The organism is Pseudomonas sp. Leaf58, from assembly GCF_003627215.1.
Taxonomy (GTDB): domain Bacteria; phylum Pseudomonadota; class Gammaproteobacteria; order Pseudomonadales; family Pseudomonadaceae; genus Aquipseudomonas.
Genome location: NZ_CP032677.1, coordinates 1,397,409 through 1,417,713 on the forward strand (window position 1 = coordinate 1,397,409; position 20,305 = coordinate 1,417,713).

Genomic DNA, 20,305 nt, shown 5'->3' on the forward strand with positions numbered 1-20,305 from the left:
TCTATTCCCTTTTTATGGCGCGACAGACCTTGTGGGAGCGGGCGTCAGCCGTGGCTACTCAGCAGCCGCACAGCGCGCTGTCGATCACTTTGCGCAGGTCCAACGGGTGGTCCACCACCACGTCGGCGCCCCAGTTGTTGGGGTTGTCCTCTGGATGAATATAGCCGTAGCGCACTGCCGCCGTGCGGGTGCCGGCATCGCGGCCTGACTCGATGTCGCGCAGGTCGTCGCCGACGAACAGCACGCTGGCCGGGTCCAGGTTCAGGGTTTTGCAGGCCAGGATCAGCGGCTCGGGGTCGGGCTTGCTGTTTTTCACGTGGTCCGGGCAAATCAGCAGCGCCGAACGCTCGGCCAGGCCCAGCTGCTGCATGATCGGCTCGGCGAAGCGCACCGGCTTGTTGGTGACCACGCCCCACAGCAGGTTGCCTTTCTCGATGTCGGCCAGCAGCTCGGCCATGCCATCGAACAGCTTGCTGTGCACGGCGCAGTCGCGCTGGTAGCGCTCCAGGAACTCCTGGCGCAGGGCCTCGAAACCCTCGGCCTCGGGGGCCATGGCAAAAGTGGCTGCAACCATGGCGCGGGCACCGCCCGAAATCACGCCGCGGATCAGGTTGTCGTCAACGGCCGGCAGGCCACGCTCGGTGAGCATGGCCTGGCAGATGGCGATGAAGTCCGGTGCCGTGTCGAGCAAGGTGCCGTCCATGTCGAAGAGTACTGCTTGCAAACGCATGCTCATGCCTCGCGCAGGGTCTGGATCATGTAGTTGACGTCGACGTCGCTGCTGAGCTTGTAGTGCTTGGTCAGCGGGTTGTAGGTCAGGCCGATGATGTCCTTCACCTGCAGGCCGGCATCGCGGCTCCAGGCGCCCAGTTCGGACGGGCGGATGAACTTCTTGAAGTCGTGGGTGCCACGCGGCAGCATCTTCAGGATGTACTCGGCGCCGACGATGGCCAGCAGGTAGGCCTTGGGGTTGCGGTTGATGGTGGAGAAGAACACCTGGCCGCCAGGCTTGACCATGCGGTAGCAGGCGCGAATGACCGAGGACGGGTCGGGCACGTGTTCGAGCATTTCCAGGCAGGTCACCACGTCGAACTGTTCAGGCATTTCTTCGGCCAAGGCTTCGGCGGTGATCTGCCGGTACTCCACCTGCACGCCCGACTCCAGCTGGTGCAACTGGGCCACGGCCAGCGGTGCCTCGCCCATGTCGATACCGGTGACCGTCGCGCCGCGCAGGGCCATGGCCTCGCTGAGGATGCCGCCGCCGCAGCCCACGTCCAGCACCTTCTTGCCGGCCAGGCTGGCGCGTTCGTCGATCCAGTTGACGCGCAGTGGGTTGATTTCGTGCAGCGGCTTGAACTCGCTTTCGCGGTCCCACCAGCGGTGGGCCAGCGCTTCGAACTTGGCGATTTCGGCGCGGTCGACGTTGCTCATTGAACAGTCCTCTGAAACTTCGCAAAATTGCGCCGGAGTATACCCGAGCGCTTGGCCCCGAGGGTCGCTATAATCGCCGGCTTTTGATATCCAAACGACGGGGAGAGGCGATGCGCGAGCGACTTTTGGCGGCGGAGAAGGTGACCGGGATCCGCTGGCAGGGCGGCATCTTGCACCTGCTCGACCAGCGCCTGCTGCCGTCGGAGGAACGCTGGCTGGCCTGCGACACTGTCACGCAGGTGGCGGCGGCGATCCGCGACATGGCCGTGCGTGGCGCGTCAGCCATTGGTATTGCCGCGGCTTATGGCTTGGTGCTGGCCCTGGAAGAGCGGCTGGCCGAGGGCGGCGACTGGGAGATGGACCTGGAAGAGGATTTTCTCATCCTGGCCGAGGCGCGCCCTACCGCTGCCAACCTGTTTTGGGCGCTGAACCGCATGCGTGAGCGCCTGCAGCGCCTGCGCCCGGACGAAAACGTGTTGGCGGCGCTGGAGGCCGAAGCGGTGGCTATCCACGAAAGCGACCGTGAAGCCAACCTGACCATGGCCCAGCAGGGCATCGAACTGATCCGGCGCCACCAGGGCAACGCCCAGGCTCTGCTCACCTACGGCAATGCCGGTGCCCTGGCCAGCGGTGGCTTCGGCACCGCGCTGGGGGTGATCCGCGCTGGCTACCTGGAGGGCATGGTGGAGCGGGTGTATGCCGGCGAAACCCGCCCTTGGCTGCAGGGCGCGCGTCTGACCGCCTGGGAGCTGGCCAACGAAGGCATCCCGGTGACCCTGTGCGCCGACTCGGCGCTGGCTCACCTGATGAAAACCAAGGGCATTACCTGGGTGGTGGTGGGCGCGGACTGCATTGCCGCCAACGGCGATGTGGCCAGCAAGATCGGCACCTACCAACTGGCGGTCAGCGCCATGCATCACGGTGTGCGCTTCATGGTGGTGGCGCCGAGTACCAGCATCGACCTCAACCTGGCCACGGGTGAGGACATCCCGCTCGAAGAGCGCGCCGCCGACGAGTTGCTGGACATTGGCGGTACCCGGGTGGCGCCGGATGTCGAGGTGTTCAACCCGGTGTTCGACGTGACCCCGGCTGATCTGATCGACGTGATCGTGACCGAGCGCGGTATCGTCGAGCGCCCGGACACCGCCAAGTTGGCGCAACTGATGTGCCGCAAGCGCCTGCACTGATTTTTGTATGCCTGTGCCGCCTCTTCGCGGGTAAACCCGCTCCTACATGAGCCTCGTGCCCCCAGGCCTTGTGATATCCCTGTAGGGGCGGGTTCACCCGCGAAGAGGCCGGTACAGGCAATAAAAAATCAAGATTCAAACCCGCTTCGGGCTACCCGGTACATCTCCCCACCGCCCCTGCCTTTGTGATAACATCCGGCAGTTTCCAAGACCGCCCATCACGGCGGCCTATATTGCGCAGATCCATGGCACAACTCATTGATTTGTCGTAAGTCGTCGCACCCTTATGCGCTGCGGCGGCGAGCTTCGTTCGGCCCTTGATGGAGCTGCGAAGTTTCACCAGAAAAAGGAATCAGGCTTCTCATGGGCGAACTGGCCAAAGAAATCCTCCCGGTCAATATCGAAGACGAACTGAGACAGTCTTACCTCGACTACGCGATGAGCGTGATTGTCGGGCGAGCGCTGCCCGATGCGCGTGACGGCTTGAAGCCCGTGCATCGTCGCGTTCTCTATGCGATGAGCGAACTGGGCAACGACTGGAACAAACCGTACAAGAAATCCGCCCGTGTGGTCGGTGACGTGATCGGTAAGTATCACCCGCACGGCGACACCGCGGTCTACGACACCATCGTGCGTATGGCCCAGCCGTTCTCGCTGCGCTACCTGCTGGTCGACGGCCAGGGCAACTTCGGTTCGGTGGACGGCGACAACGCCGCGGCCATGCGATACACCGAAGTGCGCATGACCAAGTTGGCCCACGAGCTGCTGGCCGATCTGCACAAAGAAACCGTCGACTGGGTGCCCAACTACGACGGTACCGAGCAAATCCCGGCGGTCATGCCGACGCGTATTCCCAACCTGCTGGTCAACGGCTCCAGCGGTATCGCCGTGGGCATGGCGACCAACATTCCGCCACACAACCTCGGTGAAGTCATCGATGGCTGCCTGGCACTGATCGAAAATCCGGAAGTCACCATCGATGAGCTGATGCAGTTCATTCCTGGCCCAGACTTCCCGACTGCCGGCATCATCAACGGCCGCCAGGGCATCATCGAGGCCTATCGTACCGGCCGTGGCCGCATCTACATGCGCGCCCGCTCCGAAATCGAAGACATCGACAAGGTCGGCGGCCGCCAGCAGATCGTCGTCACCGAGCTGCCATACCAGCTGAACAAAGCGCGCTTGATCGAAAAGATCGCCGAGCTGGTAAAAGAGAAGAAAATCGAAGGCATCACCGAGCTGCGCGACGAGTCCGACAAGGACGGCATGCGTATCGTGATCGAGCTGCGTCGCGGCGAGGTGCCGGAGGTGGTGCTGAACAACCTCTACCAGCAAACCCAGCTGCAGAGCGTGTTCGGCATCAACGTGGTTGCCCTTGTCGACGGCCGCCCGCGCCTGCTCAACCTCAAGGACCTGCTCGAAGCGTTCGTCCGTCACCGCCGTGAAGTGGTGACCCGCCGTACCGTGTTCGAACTGCGCAAGGCCCGTGAACGCGGGCACATCCTTGAAGGCCAGGCGGTCGCGCTGTCCAACATCGACCCGGTCATCGCCCTGATCAAGGCCTCGCCGACCCCGTCCGAAGCCAAGGAAGCCCTGGTGTCCACGCCGTGGGAATCCAGTGCCGTGCAGGTCATGGTCGAGCGCGCCGGCGCCGATTCCTGCCGCCCTGAGGACCTGCCAGAGCAGTATGGCCTGCATGACGGCAAGTACTTCCTGTCGCCAGAGCAGGCCCAGGCCATTCTCGACCTGCGCCTGCACCGCCTGACCGGCCTGGAGCACGAGAAGCTGCTGGCCGAGTACCAGGAAATCCTCGAGCAGATTGGCGAGCTGATCCGCATCCTCAGCAGCGCCGAGCGCCTGATGGAAGTGATCCGCGAAGAGCTGGAAGCCATTCGCGCCGAGTACGGCGATGCCCGCCGCACCGAAATCCTCAATGCCAGCCACGACCTCAACTACGGCGACATGATCCCGGAGGAAGAGCGCGTGGTCACCATCTCCCACGGTGGTTATGCCAAGACCCAGCCATTGTCCGCTTACCAGGCCCAGCGCCGCGGCGGCAAAGGCAAGTCGGCGACCGGCGTGAAGGACGAGGATTACATCGAACACCTGTTGGTCGCCAATAGCCACGCCACCCTGTTGCTGTTCTCCAGCAAGGGCAAGGTGTACTGGAAAAAGACCTACGAAATCCCCGAAGCGTCCCGTGCTGCTCGTGGGCGCCCGCTGGTCAACCTGTTGCCGCTGGAGGAGGGTGAGCGCATCACCGCCATGCTGCAGATTGACCTCGAAGCGCTGCAGCAAAACGCCGACCTCGACGAAGAGCTGGAAGAGGCTGATGACACCGTGCTCGAGGGTGAGCTGGTAGAAGCCGAAGAAGTCGACGAAGAAGACGGCGACACCCCGGAGTGGGTGGCCGAGCCGACCGGCGCGTACATCTTCATGGCCACTGCTTCCGGTACCGTCAAGAAGACCCCGCTGGTGCAGTTCGCCCGTCCGCGCTCCAACGGCCTGATTGCCTTGAAGCTGAAAGAAGGCGACACCTTGATTGCGGCGGCCATCACCGACGGCGCCAAAGAAGTCATGATGTTCTCTGACGCTGGCAAGGTCATCCGCTTCGCCGAGAGCGTGGTGCGGGAAATGGGCCGTACCGCCCGTGGCGTGCGCGGCATGAAGCTGGGCAAGGGGCAGCAGATCATTTCGATGCTGATCCCGGAGTCGGGCGCGCAAATTCTTACCGCCTCCGAGCGTGGCTTTGGCAAGCGCACCCCGCTGTCCAAGTTCCCGCGTCGCGGCCGTGGTGGCCAGGGCGTGATTGCCATGGGTACCAAAGGGCGCAACGGCCTGCTGATTGGTGCTATCCAGGTGCATGATGGGGAGGAGATCATGCTGATCTCCGACCAGGGCACGTTGGTGCGTACCCGCGTTGGCGAAGTGTCCAGCCTGAGCCGTAACACCCAGGGCGTTACCCTGATCAAGCTGGCCGCTGACGAGACGTTGGTGGGCCTGGAGCGGATCCAGGAGCCGTCCGAGGAAGACCTCGATGAGGTAATCGAGGTGGGCGAGGAAGGTGTCGAGGCGGAAGCGCCAGATAACGAAGATGCTGCCGGCGCCGAAGAGGCACCGCAAGAGTAAGCAAGCGTAGAACCCAAACGGGGCGACCAAGGTCGCCCCGTTTGACTGATTAGGCCGGGCAATGCCTGGCCCGCTGCCACAGGGTTCCTGCAGAACTAGCTGTTTAGATCTATTAGAGCGAGAGTGGATGTGAGCAAACGAGCCTTTAACTTCTGCGCAGGCCCTGCCGCGCTTCCTGACGCTGTGTTGCAGCGCGCCCAGGCCGAGATGCTGGACTGGCATGGCAAGGGCTTGTCGGTGATGGAGATGAGCCATCGCAGCGACGATTACGTGGCCATCGCCGAAAAGGCCGAGCAGGACCTGCGTGACCTGCTGGCCGTCCCCTCCAACTACAAGGTGCTGTTCCTGCAGGGCGGCGCCAGCCAGCAGTTCGCCGAAATTCCGCTCAACCTGCTGCCGGAAAACGGTACCGCCGACTACATCGAGACCGGTATCTGGTCGAAGAAGGCCATCGAGGAAGCGCGCCGCTTCGGCAACGTCAATGTCGCCGCCAGCGCCAAGCCCTACGACTACCTGGCTATCCCCGGCCAGAACGAGTGGAACCTGAGCAAAAACGCGGCGTACGTGCACTATGCGTCCAACGAGACCATCGGTGGCCTGCAGTTTGACTGGGTGCCCGAGACCGGTGACGTGCCGCTGGTGGTCGACATGTCGTCCGACATCCTCTCGCGCCCGATCGACGTGTCGCAGTACGGCCTGATCTACGCCGGTGCGCAGAAAAACATCGGCCCAAGCGGCCTGGTGGTGGTAATCGTCCGCGAAGACCTGCTGGGCCGCGCCCGTAGCCACTGCCCGACCATGCTCGACTACAAGGTCTCGGCCGACAACGGCTCGATGTACAACACCCCGGCCACCTACTCCTGGTACCTCTCGGGCCTGGTGTTCGAGTGGCTGAAAGAGCAGGGTGGCGTCGAGGCCATGGAGCAGCGCAACCGCGCCAAAAAAGAGCGCCTGTATGGCTTCATCGACAACAGCGCGTTTTACACCAACCCGATCAGCCACAACGCGCGTTCGTGGATGAACGTGCCGTTCCGCCTGGCTGACGAGCGCCTGGACAAGGCTTTCCTCGCCGGCGCCGACGCCCGTGGCCTGCTCAACCTCAAGGGGCACCGTTCGGTGGGTGGCATGCGCGCTTCCATCTACAACGCGCTGGGCCTGGAAGCGGTTGAAGCGCTGGTTGGCTACATGGCCGAATTCGAGAAGGAGCACGCTTGATGTCCGAACAGGAGCTCAAGGCGCTGCGCGTGCGTATCGACAGCCTCGACGAGAAAATCCTCGAGCTGATCAGCGACCGCGCCCGTTGCGCTGAAGAAGTCGCCCGGGTCAAGACCGCCTCGCTGAAAGAGGGCGAGAAGCCGGTGTTCTACCGCCCCGAGCGTGAAGCTGCCGTGCTCAAGCGGGTGATGGAGCGCAACAAGGGGCCACTGGGTAACGAAGAGATGGCGCGGCTGTTCCGCGAAATCATGTCGTCCTGCCTGGCCTTGGAAGAGCCGCTGAAAATCGCCTACCTCGGCCCTGAGGGTACCTTCACCCAGGCGGCGGCGATGAAGCACTTCGGCCACGCGGTGATCAGCCGGCCGATGGCGGCCATCGACGAAGTTTTCCGCGAAGTAGCGGCCGGTGCGGTCAACTTCGGCGTGGTGCCGGTGGAAAACTCCACTGAAGGCGCCGTCAGCCACACGCTGGACAGCTTCCTCGAGCACGACATGGTGATTTGCGGCGAAGTCGAGCTGCGTATCCACCACCACCTGCTGGTCGGCGAAAACACCAAGACCGACAGCATCACCCGCATCTACTCCCACGCCCAGTCGCTGGCCCAGTGCCGCAAGTGGCTGGACGCGCACTACCCGAACGTGGAGCGTGTGGCAGTGTCGAGCAATGCCGAGGCGGCCAAGCGGGTCAAGGGTGAGTGGAACTCGGCGGCGATCGCCGGCGATATGGCGGCCAACCTGTACGGGTTGACCCGCCTGGCCGAGAAGATCGAAGACCGCCCGGACAACTCCACGCGCTTCCTGATGATCGGCAGCCAAGAAGTGCCGCCGACCGGCGACGACAAGACTTCGATCATTGTTTCGATGAGCAACAAGCCGGGTGCCTTGCACGAACTGCTGGTACCGTTCCACCAGAACGGCATCGACCTGACCCGCATCGAGACCCGACCGTCGCGCAGTGGCAAGTGGACCTACGTGTTCTTCATCGACTTCGTCGGCCACCACCGCGACCCGCTGATCAAGGCGGTGCTCGAGCAGATCAGCCAGGAGGCTGTGGCGCTGAAGGTGCTGGGGTCGTATCCGAAGGCGGTGCTTTGATCGAAGATTGCCGGGGCCGCACCGCGGCCCCAATGGCCTTCACAGGCTGCCTAGATTTCTGAACAGGGTTCGCACCAGTGGTAAAAGCAGCAACAACCAAACCCGCGCCAATCATCAGTCGCCTGGTGGTGGTCGGCCTCGGCCTGATCGGTGGCTCGTTCGCCAAGGGGCTGCGTGAAAGCGGCCTGTGCCGCGAAGTGGTCGGTGTCGACCTGGACGCCCCCTCGCGCAAGCAGGCCGTGGCCCTGGGCGTGGTCGACCGCTGCGAAGAAGACCTCGCCGCCGCCTGTGTCGGGGCCGATGTCATCCAGCTGGCGGTGCCGATCCTGGCCATGGAAAAACTGCTGGCCCGCCTGGCCCAGCTCCAGCTCGGCGATGCCATCATCACCGACGTCGGCAGTGCCAAGGGCAACGTGGTGCGTGCCGCACGCGAAGTGTTTGGCGGGCGCCTGTCGCGCTTCGTCCCCGGGCACCCTATTGCCGGTTCCGAGCAAAGCGGGGTAGAGGCCTCCAACGCTACCCTGTTCCGTCGGCACAAGGTCATCCTCACGCCGCTGGCGGAAACCGACCCGGCTGCCTTGGCCCTGGTCGACCGCCTGTGGCGCGCGCTGGACGCCGACGTGGAGCACATGCCGGTCGAGCGCCACGACGAAGTGTTGGCCGCTACCAGTCACCTGCCGCACCTGTTGGCCTTCGGTCTGGTCGATTCACTGGCCAAGCGCAATGAAAACCTTGAGATCTTCCGGTACGCTGCGGGAGGTTTCCGCGATTTCACGAGAATCGCCGGCAGCGATCCGACCATGTGGCACGACATCTTCCTCGCCAACCGCGACGCTGTTCTGCGCACACTTGATACATATCGCAGCGATCTTGACGCCTTGCGCGACGCGATCGCTGAAGGGGACGGGCACCAGCTGCTGGGTGTATTCACCCGCGCTCGGGTGGCCCGCGAGCATTTCAGTAAAATCCTGGCCCGCCGGGCCTATGTGGACGCTATGAACGCCAACGATCTGATTTTCCTGGCCCAACCGGGTGGCCGCCTGTCCGGGCGGATCCGCGTACCGGGCGACAAGTCGATTTCCCACCGCTCGATCATGCTCGGCTCGCTGGCCGAAGGCACTACCGAGGTCGAAGGTTTCCTCGAGGGTGAGGACGCGCTGGCGACCCTGCAGGCATTCCGTGACATGGGTGTGGTCATCGAAGGCCCCAACCACGGTCGGGTGACCATTCACGGCGTTGGCCTGCACGGCCTCAAGCCGCCACCGGGGCCGCTGTACGTAGGCAACTCGGGTACTTCGATGCGCCTGTTGTCGGGCCTGCTGGCCGGCCAGTCGTTCGACGTGACCATGACCGGTGACGCCTCGCTGTCCAAGCGCCCGATGAACCGTGTGGCCAACCCGCTGCGCGAAATGGGTGCGGTGGTCGAAACCGGCCCTGAGGGCCGCCCGCCGCTGACTATCCGCGGTGGCCACAAGCTCAAGGGGCTGACCTACACGCTGCCGATGGCCAGTGCCCAGGTCAAATCCTGCCTGCTGCTGGCTGGCCTGTACGCCGAAGGCAAGACCACGGTCACCGAGCCGGCTCCTACCCGTGACCACACCGAGCGCATGCTGCGCGGCTTCGGCTACAGCGTCGAGTCCAACGGCCCGGTGGCTTCGCTGCAGTCTGGCGGCAAGCTCACAGCCACCCGCATCGAAGTGCCGGCCGACATTTCCTCGGCCGCGTTCTTCCTGGTGGCAGCGTCCATCGCCGAAGGCTCTGAGCTGGTGCTTGAGCATGTGGGTATCAACCCGACCCGTACCGGCGTGATCGACATTCTGCGCCTGATGGGCGGCGACATCACCCTGGAAAACCAGCGTGAAGTCGGTGGCGAGCCAGTGGCCGATCTGCGGGTGCGTGGTGCCAAGCTGAAAGGTATCGACATCCCTGAGCAACTGGTGCCGCTGGCTATCGACGAATTCCCGGTGTTGTTCGTTGCCGCTGCCTGCGCCGAAGGGCGTACCGTGCTGCGCGGTGCCGAAGAGCTGCGGGTGAAGGAGTCCGACCGCATCCAGGTCATGGCCGACGGCCTGATCACCCTGGGCATCAAGTGCGAGCCGACCCCGGACGGCATCATCATCGACGGTGGTCAGCTGGGTGGCGGTGAAGTGCATGGTCACGGTGACCACCGTATCGCCATGGCCTTCAGCGTTGCCTCGCTGCGCGCCAGCGCGCCGATCCGCATCCACGATTGCGCCAACGTCGCCACGTCGTTCCCTAATTTCCTGGCACTGTGTGCAGAAGTCGGCATCCGTGTGGCAGAAGAGGGCAAGTCGTGAGTTCGCAAGCACCCATCATCACCATCGATGGCCCAAGTGGCTCGGGCAAGGGCACGGTCGCGGGGCTGCTGGCCCGCGAGCTGGGCTGGCGCCTGCTGGATTCCGGTGCGCTGTACCGCCTGCTGGCGTTCAACGCCAGCAACCACGGCGTCGACCTGACCAACGAAGAGCTGCTGACCAAGCTTGCCGCCCATCTGGATGTACAATTCATTGCCGCCGAGCCCGGTAAGCTGCAACAAACCATCCTAGAGGGTGAGGATGTCAGCCAGGCCATTCGTACCGAAACCGTCGGTGCCGGTGCCTCGATGGTCGCCTCGCTGCCCGCCGTGCGCGAAGCATTGCTGCAGCGTCAACGTGCCTTCCGTGAAATGCCCGGGCTGATCGCCGACGGTCGCGACATGGGTACTGTGGTGTTCCCAGATGCGCCGTTGAAGGTCTTCCTCACCGCCAGTGCGGAGGAGCGCGCACGTCGGCGCTACCTGCAGTTGAAGGGCAAGGGTGAAGATGTTAGTCTGTCGAGTCTGCTGGATGAGATTCGTGTGCGTGATGAACGTGACACCCTACGTGCAGTGGCCCCGCTGAAACCAGCGGCCGATGCCATTCAGTTGGACTCTACCGAGTTGTCCATCGAGCAGGTGTTGCAACGTATCAGGAGTGAGATCGCCCTGCGCGACCTTCTCTGATAGCCAGGAGAGCAGGCAGGTGCACCAGTCAACGTCCTGCCGGCTTTCCTTTACTTAAAACAGACCCACATTGTCTGGAATGTGGCGAGGGGCGTTTGTTTCGCCCGAATCTACAGGAATTAAAATGAGCGAAAGCTTTGCAGAACTCTTTGAAGAAAGCCTGAAAACCCTCAATCTTCAGCCGGGTGCGATCATCACCGGTATCGTTGTCGACATCGACGGCGACTGGGTTACCGTACACGCTGGCCTGAAGTCCGAGGGCGTCATCCCGCTCGAGCAGTTCTACAACGAAGCTGGCGAGCTGACCATCAAGGTCGGTGACGAAGTTCACGTTGCGCTGGACGCGGTCGAAGACGGCTTTGGCGAAACCAAACTGTCCCGTGAAAAAGCCAAGCGCGCCGAGTGCTGGATTGTTCTGGAAGCAGCTTTCGCCGCCGAAGAAGTGGTCAAGGGCGTTATCAACGGTAAGGTTAAAGGCGGCTTCACTGTCGACGTTAACGGCATCCGTGCGTTCCTGCCGGGCTCCCTGGTTGATGTCCGCCCAGTGCGCGACACCACCCACCTGGAAGGCAAAGAGCTGGAATTCAAGGTCATCAAGCTGGACCAGAAGCGCAACAACGTTGTTGTTTCGCGTCGCAGCGTGCTGGAAGCCGAGAACTCCGCCGAGCGCGAAGCCCTGCTGGAAACCCTGCAGGAAGGCCAGCAAGTCAAAGGTATCGTCAAGAACCTCACCGACTACGGCGCATTCGTGGACCTGGGCGGTATCGACGGCCTGCTGCACATCACCGACATGGCTTGGAAGCGCATCAAGCACCCATCGGAAATCGTTAACGTTGGCGACGAAGTCGACGTACGCGTTCTGAAGTTCGACCGTGAGCGCAACCGCGTTTCGCTGGGTCTGAAGCAGATGGGCGAAGATCCGTGGGTAGCTATCACTGCCCGTTACCCAGAAGGTACTCGCGTACAAGCGCGCGTTACCAACCTGACCGACTACGGCTGCTTCGCTGAGCTGGAAGAAGGCGTTGAAGGTCTGGTACACGTTTCCGAAATGGACTGGACCAACAAGAACATCCACCCGTCGAAAGTCGTTCAGGTTGGCGACGAAGTGGAAGTCATGGTTCTGGACATCGACGAAGAGCGTCGTCGTATCTCCCTGGGCATCAAGCAGTGCAAGTCCAACCCATGGGAAGACTTCTCCGGCCAGTTCAACAAGGGTGACAAGATCACCGGTACCATCAAGTCGATCACCGACTTCGGTATCTTCATTGGTCTGGACGGCGGCATCGACGGCCTGGTTCACCTGTCCGACATCTCCTGGAACGAAACCGGCGAAGAAGCCGTACGTCGTTTCAAGAAGGGCGACGAGCTGGAAACCGTCATCCTGTCGGTCGACCCAGAGCGGGAGCGCATCTCCCTGGGCATCAAGCAGCTGGAAGACGATCCGTTCTCCAACTTCGTTGCTGTCAATGACAAGGGCGCTATCGTCAAGGGCATCGTGAAAGAAGTTGACGCCAAAGGCGCCATCGTCACTCTGGCCGACGACATCGAAGCTACTCTGAAAGCTTCCGAAATCAGCCGTGACCGCGTTGAAGACGCGCGTAACGTCCTGAAGGAAGGCGAAGAGATCGAAGCCAAGATCATCAGCGTTGACCGCAAGTCCCGCGTTATCAGCCTGTCGATCAAATCGAAAGACGACGCTGAAGAGCGCGAAGCTATCCAGAGCCTGAAAAACGCTCCGGAAGCTGCTGCCGACACCACCATGGCTGCGCTGCTGCGCGAAGCAATGGCCAAACAGAACTAAGTTTTGTTTGATCGGTAAAAAAAGGCGACCTTCGGGTCGCCTTTTTTTTATGCTGTAAGAAAGCCACAGCGGGGGATTGTGTGATGTTGATGTTTGCCGACGTCATGAAAGGTCGCGGGCGCGATAACAATTTCCTGATTATCAGGCTGTTGGCGGCCACCGCCGTGGTGGTGGGGCATTCCTTTGCGCTTTCCTACCTAGAGTGCCCGAGTTGCACTGACCCGGGGTTGCAGCTGGGTATGCCGGTGCCCGTCCATAGCCTGGGCGTGGAGGTTTTCTTCATGCTGAGCGGGCTCTTGATCGCTGCCAGTGGTGAAAAAAACAGCGCCCGGGATTTTTACCTGGCCCGTGCATTGCGAATTTTGCCTGGCTTGTTGGTGTGTTTGTTGCTCATGGCTTTTGTGCTCGGGCCTATCGTTACCTCGTTGCCGCTCACTGAGTACTTTTCCGAGCGCCAGGTTTATCGGTACGTCTATAGCCCGCTGTTGGTTTTCAAAGATGCCCAGTTCGTGTTGCCTGGGGTGAGCTTTACCCCACGCTTCTATGGGGATTCGATCAATGGCAGCTTGTGGACCATCCCGTTGGAAATGCGCATGTACGTGGTGCTGGGGGTGTTGGTGTGGGTGGCCAGGGTGACTCGGTTGCCGATGACGGGGTTAACGCTTGCGGCGCTGGTTGTTGCGCTGGGCTTGTATACCCTGCATCCCGCCTTTGCAGGGTACCCGTATAAGCTGGTGGTGTGCTTCCTGGCGGGGTCGGTGTTCTATTCGTACCGGGCAGTGATCCCGTATAGCGGCTGGTTGTTGCTGGCCTGTGTTGGGTTGTTTTGGGCGGCCAAGGGTGGCCGCTTTGAGGTTTTTGCGTTTGCCGTGTTGACGATATACGGCACGCTATACGCGGCTTATTGTTCGCCGTTGAGGCTGCCCGCGTACGTGCAGGACTACTCGTACGGTATCTACCTGTATGCATTCCCGATTCAGCAGGTATTGGCCGCAGCGATGCCCTCGGCAGGGCCTTACTGGTTGATGCTGGCTGCCGTGCCGGCGTCCTGGTTGGCGGGGTTTGTGTCGTGGGAGTTGGTCGAGAAGCCTGCATTGGCCATGAAAAAACGCTTTTTCCCGGGCGATTCCCAGCAACAGTTGGCTTAGGTTCGCGCTCATGGTCGGGGGTAGGGCTGCTTCAAGACAGTTGTGTGCCGGCGCGTTTGAGGCCTAGCCCAATGCCCTGTAGTAGCGGGCTTGCCCGCGAAGCAAGCGCCGCGGTGGATGGCACGGGCTTCGCCCGTGTTCGCGGATAAGCCCGGGCCTCCAAAGATGGGGTCGCCTTCGTGCCGGGTAACCGCGCCGGCTAGACCATTCCTATAGAACTTCAATCTTGAATTTTTTTATTAAGTCAAGAACCACCCTGTTCAAATCCTTCCCGGCGTGCTACAAACTGGTTAAGCAATGATCTAGCTGCTTGATAACGAAGGGAAAAATATGACGAAGTCGGAGCTGATCGAACGTATTGTCACCCATCAGGGGCTGCTCTCGTCCAAGGACGTGGAGCTGGCCATCAAGACCATGCTTGAGCAGATGTCGCAATGCCTAGCCACCGGTGATCGCATCGAAATCCGCGGTTTTGGCAGCTTCTCGCTGCACTATCGCGCACCGCGCGTCGGCCGTAACCCGAAGACCGGCCAGTCGGTCAGCCTCGAAGGCAAGTTCGTGCCGCACTTCAAACCCGGTAAAGAGTTGCGCGACCGGGTCAATGAAGAAGACGAGGCCCACACCTGATTTTCCCCAAGGAGCAATCTGATGCGTAACCTCAAGCGCGCCCTGGCGGCGGTGTTCGTGCTGCTGTTGGCGGCTGTGGTGCTGTTCTTTGTGCTGGAGAACCAGCAGGCCGTATCGCTCGTCCTGTTTGGCTGGGCAGCGCCGGAAGTGCCGGTGGCCGTGTTGGTACTGGCAGCCCTGGTCATTGGCCTCGCAGTTGGGCCATTGCTCGGTGCCTATGGCGTGCAGCGCAGCAAGCGCAAGATAAGGGCTTCTGCTCGTCAGGCAGCGTTGAGCGGTAACTAAAGAAAATTCTTACCGCACGTTAAGAAAGTCTCACCTATGCCTGCGCCGGCTGTCATGGAGTAATACCACACTTCATTTCGGCCTTGGCGAGCGTGCAGCAGCATGGAATTTCCAGTCCTTTCCCATCACGGTGGCACTCGGGGTGTAACCGGCTCTTGCCATCAATTGCACCTGAGCCCGACCACCAGCCTGTTGGTCGACTGTGGCCTGGAGCAGGGCGCCGACGCTTCGCCCGGTTCAGAATCCGCCCCGCTTGGTTTTGATGTGCAGGGCATTCAGGCCTTGGTCATCACCCATGTCCACCTTGACCATGTCGGCCGTATACCGGCATTGCTGGCGGCGGGCTTTCGAGGCCCCATCTACTGCAGTGAGCCCTCCGCCAGGCTGCTTCCGCTGGTGCTGGAGGATGCCTACAAGCTGGGCATCAGCAGTGAGCCTGCGCATGTAGCGCGGTATCTCGCGTTTCTCGAAGAGCGCATCGTCCCGCTGCCGTTCGAGCAATGGCACGAGGTTGTGAGTGCGCCGGAGCTCGGCTGTCGTATTCGCCTGCAGCGCGCAGGGCATCTGCTGGGGTCGGCGTATGTCGAGTGCGATGTGCTGATCGGGCAGGCCGATACCCGCTACGTGTTTTCCGGGGACCTGGGTAGCGCCGGCAACCCTTTGCTGCGCCCAGTGCAGCCACCGGAACGGGCGGATGTGCTGGTGCTGGAAAGCACCTACGGTGACCGCCTGCACGCCAAAGCCAGTGATCGCCTGCAACGGCTGGAAGCCGCCATCGATAGGGCGCTGGCTGACAAGGGCACTATCCTCATCCCGGCATTCAGCCTTGGCCGCACCCAAGAGCTGCTGTATGAGCTCGAAGACATTCTTTACCGCAAGGCATTGCTGGGCGGTACGGCCCAGGCGTCAGGTGATGATCCAATCGATTGGTCGCAGCTGCCCATCATTCTTGACTCGCCATTGGCTCAGCGCATCACGGGTGTCTACAGGGGGCTACATGATTTTTGGAATGCCGAAGCCAGGGCTCGGCTTGCCGAAGGGCGCGACCCGCTGGGGTTCAGTCAGCTTGTCAGCGTGGATACCCATGCCAAGCATCAGCAGGTGGTCAATTACCTGAAGAGCACCGGGCGACCGGCGATTGTGATTGCTGGCAATGGCATGTGCTCGGGTGGTCGGATAGTCAATTACCTCAAGGCCATGCTCGGCGATACGCGGCATGAGGTGATGTTTGTGGGGTATCAGGCTAAAGGTACGCCGGGGGCGGTGATCCAGGCGAGTGAGGGGGCGGAGGGGTTTGTGCAGATTGATTTGGATGGGCGGATGTATGAGGTGAGAGCGAAGGTTGTAACAGTGCCCGGATATTCTGGGCATGCAGATCAGCTAGGGCTGATCAGATTTGCAGCGGGATTGAACCACGCGAGCAGGCGCGTGATTCTGGTGCATGGCGAGCATCAGGTGAAGAGCCAGCTGGCGGCTGCATTGCACCGTCACGCTGCAGTGCATGGGGTTGAGCTCCAGGTGAGCATTGCAAAGGAGGCAAAGGGCTAGCACCTTTGGGCGCATTTGGAAGTGGATGGAGGATTTTTTGGGTTGCCCCTACTTTGCTGCAGGCTTTCGCTGTAGTGTATGCGTCGCAATGCTTGCAGCATAGTGCTCCTGTCTGTCATCAGCTGATGACGGTCGATGGGGGGCATCAGCAGCTTTACTGCAGGGCAGCCGCCAGCGCGTGCTTGTTCTGGAACTCAAAAAATAATGATTCAAGGGAACACTAGAGCCAATGCGCAATGTAGCTGAGCGCCCGAACGGTAATGAAGACATCGATTTTTCCCAGTTGGTCCGCCTGATAGGACAGCAGAAAGCCTTGGTGGCACTGGTGACGATTGCCGTCACATTGTGTGCAGTGGCTTATGCAATGCTATCGACGCCTTTCTATGAAGCGCGGGTAGCGGTACGGACGCCGACACAAGACGATATTTCGCAAGTAAATATTGGTCGGGGTGAAGGCACCGGGCTTCAGCTTCTGAGCGCTAAAGACGTCTATAGCGTCTACCTGAGTAATTTGCAGTCCCAGGCGCTGCGCCGAAAGTTCTTCCAAGAAGTGTACCTTCCTAGCTTGGCTGATAACGCCCGTCAAGGTTCGCAAGATCAACTCTATGCAGAGTTCAATAAAACGTTAGCGGTCACTGCTGTTGGGCCCGTTGCCCCAGATCGCTATAGCGTAGCCGTAACCCTGGCGGACCCTAAAGTGGCGGCTGACTGGGTTACGCAATATGTGCAAATGACCAGCGACTGGAGTAAGCAGGAGCTGGCAAAGGACTTGCGCGCGGACGCGCTGGGCAAGGCGGATAGGCTCAGCCGCCAGATCCAAGCTGCTCGGGATGCGGCCCGCAAGGTGCGAGAAGATCAGATTACTCGGTTAACAGAAGCCTTGAACATCGCCCGGTCGGTAGGTTTGGAGAAGCCGCCGCTGATTTCCAACACGCTTTCTCTTGAGGTTTCTGCCGGTATGGAAGGAACCCTCGCGTACATGCGCGGAAGTAAAGCGCTTGAAGCGGATATCGATAATTTACGTAAACGCACGTCAGACGATCCATTTGTCAGCGGGCTACGTGACAACCAGCTGACGATGCAGTTCTATCGCGATTTGCATCTAGATACCGATGCAGTACGCCTCTATCGTCAGGATGGCGCTATTGAAGTGCCCGATCGCCCAGTCAAGCCTAAGAAAACATTAATTGTTTTGCTGGGCGTCGTGGCTGGTCTGCTACTCGGCGTATGCCTTGCGCTGTACCGAGGGGGGCGTGCACGTTCGCTATAGGGGTATTAAGTTTCAGTGTTCGTGTAACTTGGGCAAGAGCAAGTCCAATGTTTGCAGAATGTAGATGTGTATTGCAGGGGCAATGAATGAGGCGTCACGTTTGTCAAGAATAAAAGCAGGCCTCTACTTTGGCTCCATGGTTCTGGTCAAGACACTTGCTGGCTTGTTGGTTATCAAGATGCTCGCCTGGAAGTTGGGGCCGGAGGGTTTTGGGCTACTGGGTCAGTTGATGACGGTGGTCGCCATCGTCGGCATGTTGGCGGGCGGTGGCATTAGCAACGGTCTTATCCGGGTGCTGGCCAAGACGCCGCTGGCTACGACTGAGGGGCAGGCCTGGTATGCCTCAGCCTATACCCTGACAACTATCCTCTGCTGCGCCTCGGCGGTTTTGATTGCTGCATTGTCCCCGGTACTCGCCAGTTACCTAGTGCCGGGCGTTGGTATGCTGCTTTTCATTGTGCTCGCTTTTAGTCAGGCGCTTATAGGCTACGGTAACCTTCCTTTGGCGGAGGCCAGCAGCCGTGGCAGCAGCCGTACATTCTCGGTTATCAACATAGCTGGCACGCTGGCAGGCGCGGCAATGGTAATCGCCGCCGTGCACTATGGCGCTTTTGAAGAAGCTGCATACTCGCTGGTGTTGATGCCGGCGATGGTTGGTGTGTTCGCGTTGTTGTATGCCGTTTTTCGTCGGCGTGAACTCCTCACCTCTTGCTCATGGTCTATAGCGCCTGAGCGCATGAAGCTGTTGCTGTCCTTCTCCATGGTCACATTGATCGGGGCAGTATCCGTCCCGCTGGCCCAGCTGTTCATACGCGATGTAATGGGGCGCGCTATGGGCTGGGAGCAGGTAGGGCAATGGCAAGGTGTGATCAAGCTTTCAGACGTCTACATGCAGTTCATGGGCGTGGTGTTGATCAATTTCGTGTTGCCGCGCATTGCAGCTGCCAGCGACATGCGGCATGTCCTGAAAGAGTGGTCGGGAAGTGTTTGCGCGCTTGTCGGGGTGCTGCTGGCAGGTTTTGCGGTGTTCTACTTGATGCGCGACTTTTTAATTACGTTGGTGTTTTCCAGTGATTTTCTGCCCATGAAAGCGCTGCTGGCGCCGCAGATGGCGGGTGATGTGTTTCGTACCATCGCGGCCTCCATTTCCTACGTGTTCATGGCACGTGGCCTGGTGCGTGTGTCGTTTGCATTCGAGCTGGCCCAGGGGGTACTCCTGGTCGGTGCATTCAGCTGGTTCTTCAGCACTGAAGGCACGATGGCTCCTGTGTATGCCCACATGGTCACCTATTGCTTCCTGTCAGTGGTAATGGCCTTTGGTTTGTTGTTTTGGATGAGAAGGAAAGCCCAGTGAATATCGTGATGCTCTGCACGAAATTTTCCTTGCAGGAGAACGATCCGTGGCTGACCAATGAAATGGCTGAAGCGTTGCAGGGGCAAGGGCATTCGGTCACGGTGATCAATCTTGATTGGGCTGCCGCGGCGGGTGAGCCGGATCATCGGCTGCGAACCTCCAAGGGAGTAGAGGTCATTTCGGTTGCACCTTTGCTTGTGCGTTCCCGGCTGCCAATGCTCTCGAAGGTGATGAAGTGGGCCGGGTCCTCGCTCAGGGTGGTGAAACTTCTGCGCGAAGTCAGCCGTACTCGCCCTATCGATCTGGTTGTCGGCTTTTCGCCTGCAGTCACCATGTCGTTGCCGTTGTTATGGCAGCGCTACAGGGGGCAGGCGAAAGCTTACATGGTGCTGTGGGACTTCTTTCCGCACCATCAACAGCAGATTGGCCTAATGCCTTCTGGGCTAGTCTTTGCCATTGCCAAATGGTTTGAGAGTACATTGATACGTACTTTCGATCATATAGGGTGCATGTCCCCCGCCAATATTGCCTACCTTAAGCGGCACTACCGTTTGCGCCCGTCTCAGCAAGTCCACACGCTGCCGATATGGGGGCGCAATACGGCTGTCATGCCTCTGGACCGTCAGCAAACCAGGGAAGAGATGGGCCTTCCGGTAGACCGCCCCATTGTGGTGTTTGGGGGGCAACTGGTGCACGGGCGGGGGGTAGAAGATTTGTTGCAAGTGGCACGGATCGCCGCACGTGAAGGCTCTCGAAGTTACTACCTCATCATGGGCAGTGGGACCTTGGAAGGCCAGGTAAAAGCCTATCTGGATGAAGGCCACGGTAACCTTTCGTGGATCGCTAGGGTGCCTCGTGAGCGCTATCTCGATGTCGCCCAGGCCTGCGATGTGGCATTGGTGTGTACCGTGCGTGATGTAGACGTGCCGAGTTTCCCTTCCAAAACCATCGACTACCTGCGTGTGGGTTTGCCGATTGTCGCTTCGGTAGAGCGCAGCACCGACTATGGCGATTTTATTGTCGAGCAGGACGTGGGCGTAAGGGTCGAGGCCGGGGAGCCTGTGCAGCTTCATGAATGCATTGAGCAGCTACTGGCAGACCCGCAGCGCCTGGCGCGTATGGCGCGTCGCGGCCCTGAATGCATGGCCGAGCACTTCGATGTCGAGCACGTTGCCCGACAGTTGATTAACCAGGTGGGACGACCGGAGCGCTAGG

The 20,305-nt window shown here is 60.5% G+C and carries 16 protein-coding genes; 14 read left to right on the top strand and 2 right to left on the bottom strand.

Annotation, left to right across the window (positions count from 1 at the left end; translation table 11 throughout):
* Window positions 1–58: 58 nt before the first annotated feature.
* On the bottom strand, window positions 59–730 hold the full coding sequence (mupP, locus tag DV532_RS06545; RefSeq protein WP_056807363.1) for an N-acetylmuramic acid 6-phosphate phosphatase MupP: 672 nt from the start codon (window positions 728–730) through the stop codon (window positions 59–61).
* A gap of 2 nt (window positions 731–732) precedes the next feature.
* Window positions 733–1,431 (bottom strand): bifunctional 2-polyprenyl-6-hydroxyphenol methylase/3-demethylubiquinol 3-O-methyltransferase UbiG, encoded by a 699-nt coding sequence (gene ubiG / locus DV532_RS06550; protein ID WP_056807361.1) that lies wholly within the window; start codon window positions 1,429–1,431, stop codon window positions 733–735.
* Window positions 1,432–1,541: 110 nt separating this feature from the next.
* Between ubiG and mtnA the strand changes: the two genes are divergently transcribed.
* The 14 genes from mtnA (at window position 1,542) to DV532_RS06620 (ending at window position 20,304) form a co-directional block, all read left to right on the top strand.
* The gene (gene mtnA, locus DV532_RS06555; protein ID WP_056807358.1) at window positions 1,542–2,618 is read left to right on the top strand and encodes an S-methyl-5-thioribose-1-phosphate isomerase; all 1,077 of its coding nucleotides are present in this window, start codon (window positions 1,542–1,544) and stop codon (window positions 2,616–2,618) included.
* Between the two features lie 363 nt (window positions 2,619–2,981).
* Window positions 2,982–5,747: a DNA gyrase subunit A gene (gene gyrA, locus DV532_RS06560; protein WP_056807356.1), complete on the top strand. Its 2,766-nt coding sequence runs from the start codon at window positions 2,982–2,984 to the stop codon at window positions 5,745–5,747.
* Between the two features lie 129 nt (window positions 5,748–5,876).
* Window positions 5,877–6,962: a 3-phosphoserine/phosphohydroxythreonine transaminase gene (serC, locus tag DV532_RS06565; RefSeq protein WP_056807565.1), complete on the top strand. Its 1,086-nt coding sequence runs from the start codon at window positions 5,877–5,879 to the stop codon at window positions 6,960–6,962.
* Complete coding sequence (pheA, locus tag DV532_RS06570; RefSeq protein WP_016485356.1) at window positions 6,962–8,056, top strand: prephenate dehydratase; 1,095 nt, start codon at window positions 6,962–6,964, stop codon at window positions 8,054–8,056. Before serC ends, pheA begins: the two co-directional genes overlap by 1 nt.
* A 110-nt stretch (window positions 8,057–8,166) precedes the next feature.
* Window positions 8,167–10,374 (top strand): bifunctional prephenate dehydrogenase/3-phosphoshikimate 1-carboxyvinyltransferase, encoded by a 2,208-nt coding sequence (locus DV532_RS06575; RefSeq protein WP_236707567.1) that lies wholly within the window; start codon window positions 8,167–8,169, stop codon window positions 10,372–10,374.
* The gene (gene cmk / locus DV532_RS06580) at window positions 10,371–11,057 is read left to right on the top strand and encodes a (d)CMP kinase (RefSeq protein ID WP_056807350.1); all 687 of its coding nucleotides are present in this window, start codon (window positions 10,371–10,373) and stop codon (window positions 11,055–11,057) included. Before DV532_RS06575 ends, cmk begins: the two co-directional genes overlap by 4 nt.
* Before the next feature lie 124 nt (window positions 11,058–11,181).
* Window positions 11,182–12,858 carry a 30S ribosomal protein S1 gene (gene rpsA, locus DV532_RS06585; RefSeq protein ID WP_003252673.1) on the top strand — a complete coding sequence of 559 codons (1,677 nt, stop codon included), beginning with the start codon at window positions 11,182–11,184 and terminating at the stop codon, window positions 12,856–12,858.
* An 83-nt stretch (window positions 12,859–12,941) separates the two neighbouring features.
* A complete protein-coding gene (locus tag DV532_RS06590; protein WP_056807347.1) occupies window positions 12,942–14,006 on the top strand; it encodes an acyltransferase in 1,065 nt (354 codons plus the stop codon).
* Between the two features lie 330 nt (window positions 14,007–14,336).
* On the top strand, window positions 14,337–14,633 hold the full coding sequence (gene ihfB / locus DV532_RS06595; RefSeq protein WP_056807345.1) for an integration host factor subunit beta: 297 nt from the start codon (window positions 14,337–14,339) through the stop codon (window positions 14,631–14,633).
* 21 nt (window positions 14,634–14,654) lie between these two features.
* Entirely contained in the window at window positions 14,655–14,918 is a 264-nt protein-coding gene (locus DV532_RS06600) for a lipopolysaccharide assembly protein LapA domain-containing protein (protein ID WP_056807342.1), read from the top strand.
* Between the two features lie 102 nt (window positions 14,919–15,020).
* The gene (locus tag DV532_RS06605; RefSeq protein ID WP_056807340.1) at window positions 15,021–16,466 is read left to right on the top strand and encodes an MBL fold metallo-hydrolase RNA specificity domain-containing protein; all 1,446 of its coding nucleotides are present in this window, start codon (window positions 15,021–15,023) and stop codon (window positions 16,464–16,466) included.
* Window positions 16,467–16,695: 229 nt separating this feature from the next.
* Window positions 16,696–17,736 carry a Wzz/FepE/Etk N-terminal domain-containing protein gene (locus DV532_RS06610; RefSeq protein WP_056807338.1) on the top strand — a complete coding sequence of 347 codons (1,041 nt, stop codon included), beginning with the start codon at window positions 16,696–16,698 and terminating at the stop codon, window positions 17,734–17,736.
* Window positions 17,737–17,818: 82 nt separating this feature from the next.
* On the top strand, window positions 17,819–19,090 hold the full coding sequence (locus DV532_RS06615; RefSeq protein ID WP_236707566.1) for an O-antigen translocase: 1,272 nt from the start codon (window positions 17,819–17,821) through the stop codon (window positions 19,088–19,090).
* Window positions 19,087–20,304 carry a glycosyltransferase family 4 protein gene (locus DV532_RS06620; protein ID WP_056807333.1) on the top strand — a complete coding sequence of 406 codons (1,218 nt, stop codon included), beginning with the start codon at window positions 19,087–19,089 and terminating at the stop codon, window positions 20,302–20,304. The genes DV532_RS06615 and DV532_RS06620 overlap by 4 nt, the downstream gene beginning before the upstream one ends.
* The last annotated feature ends 1 nt before the right edge of the window (window position 20,305 follow it).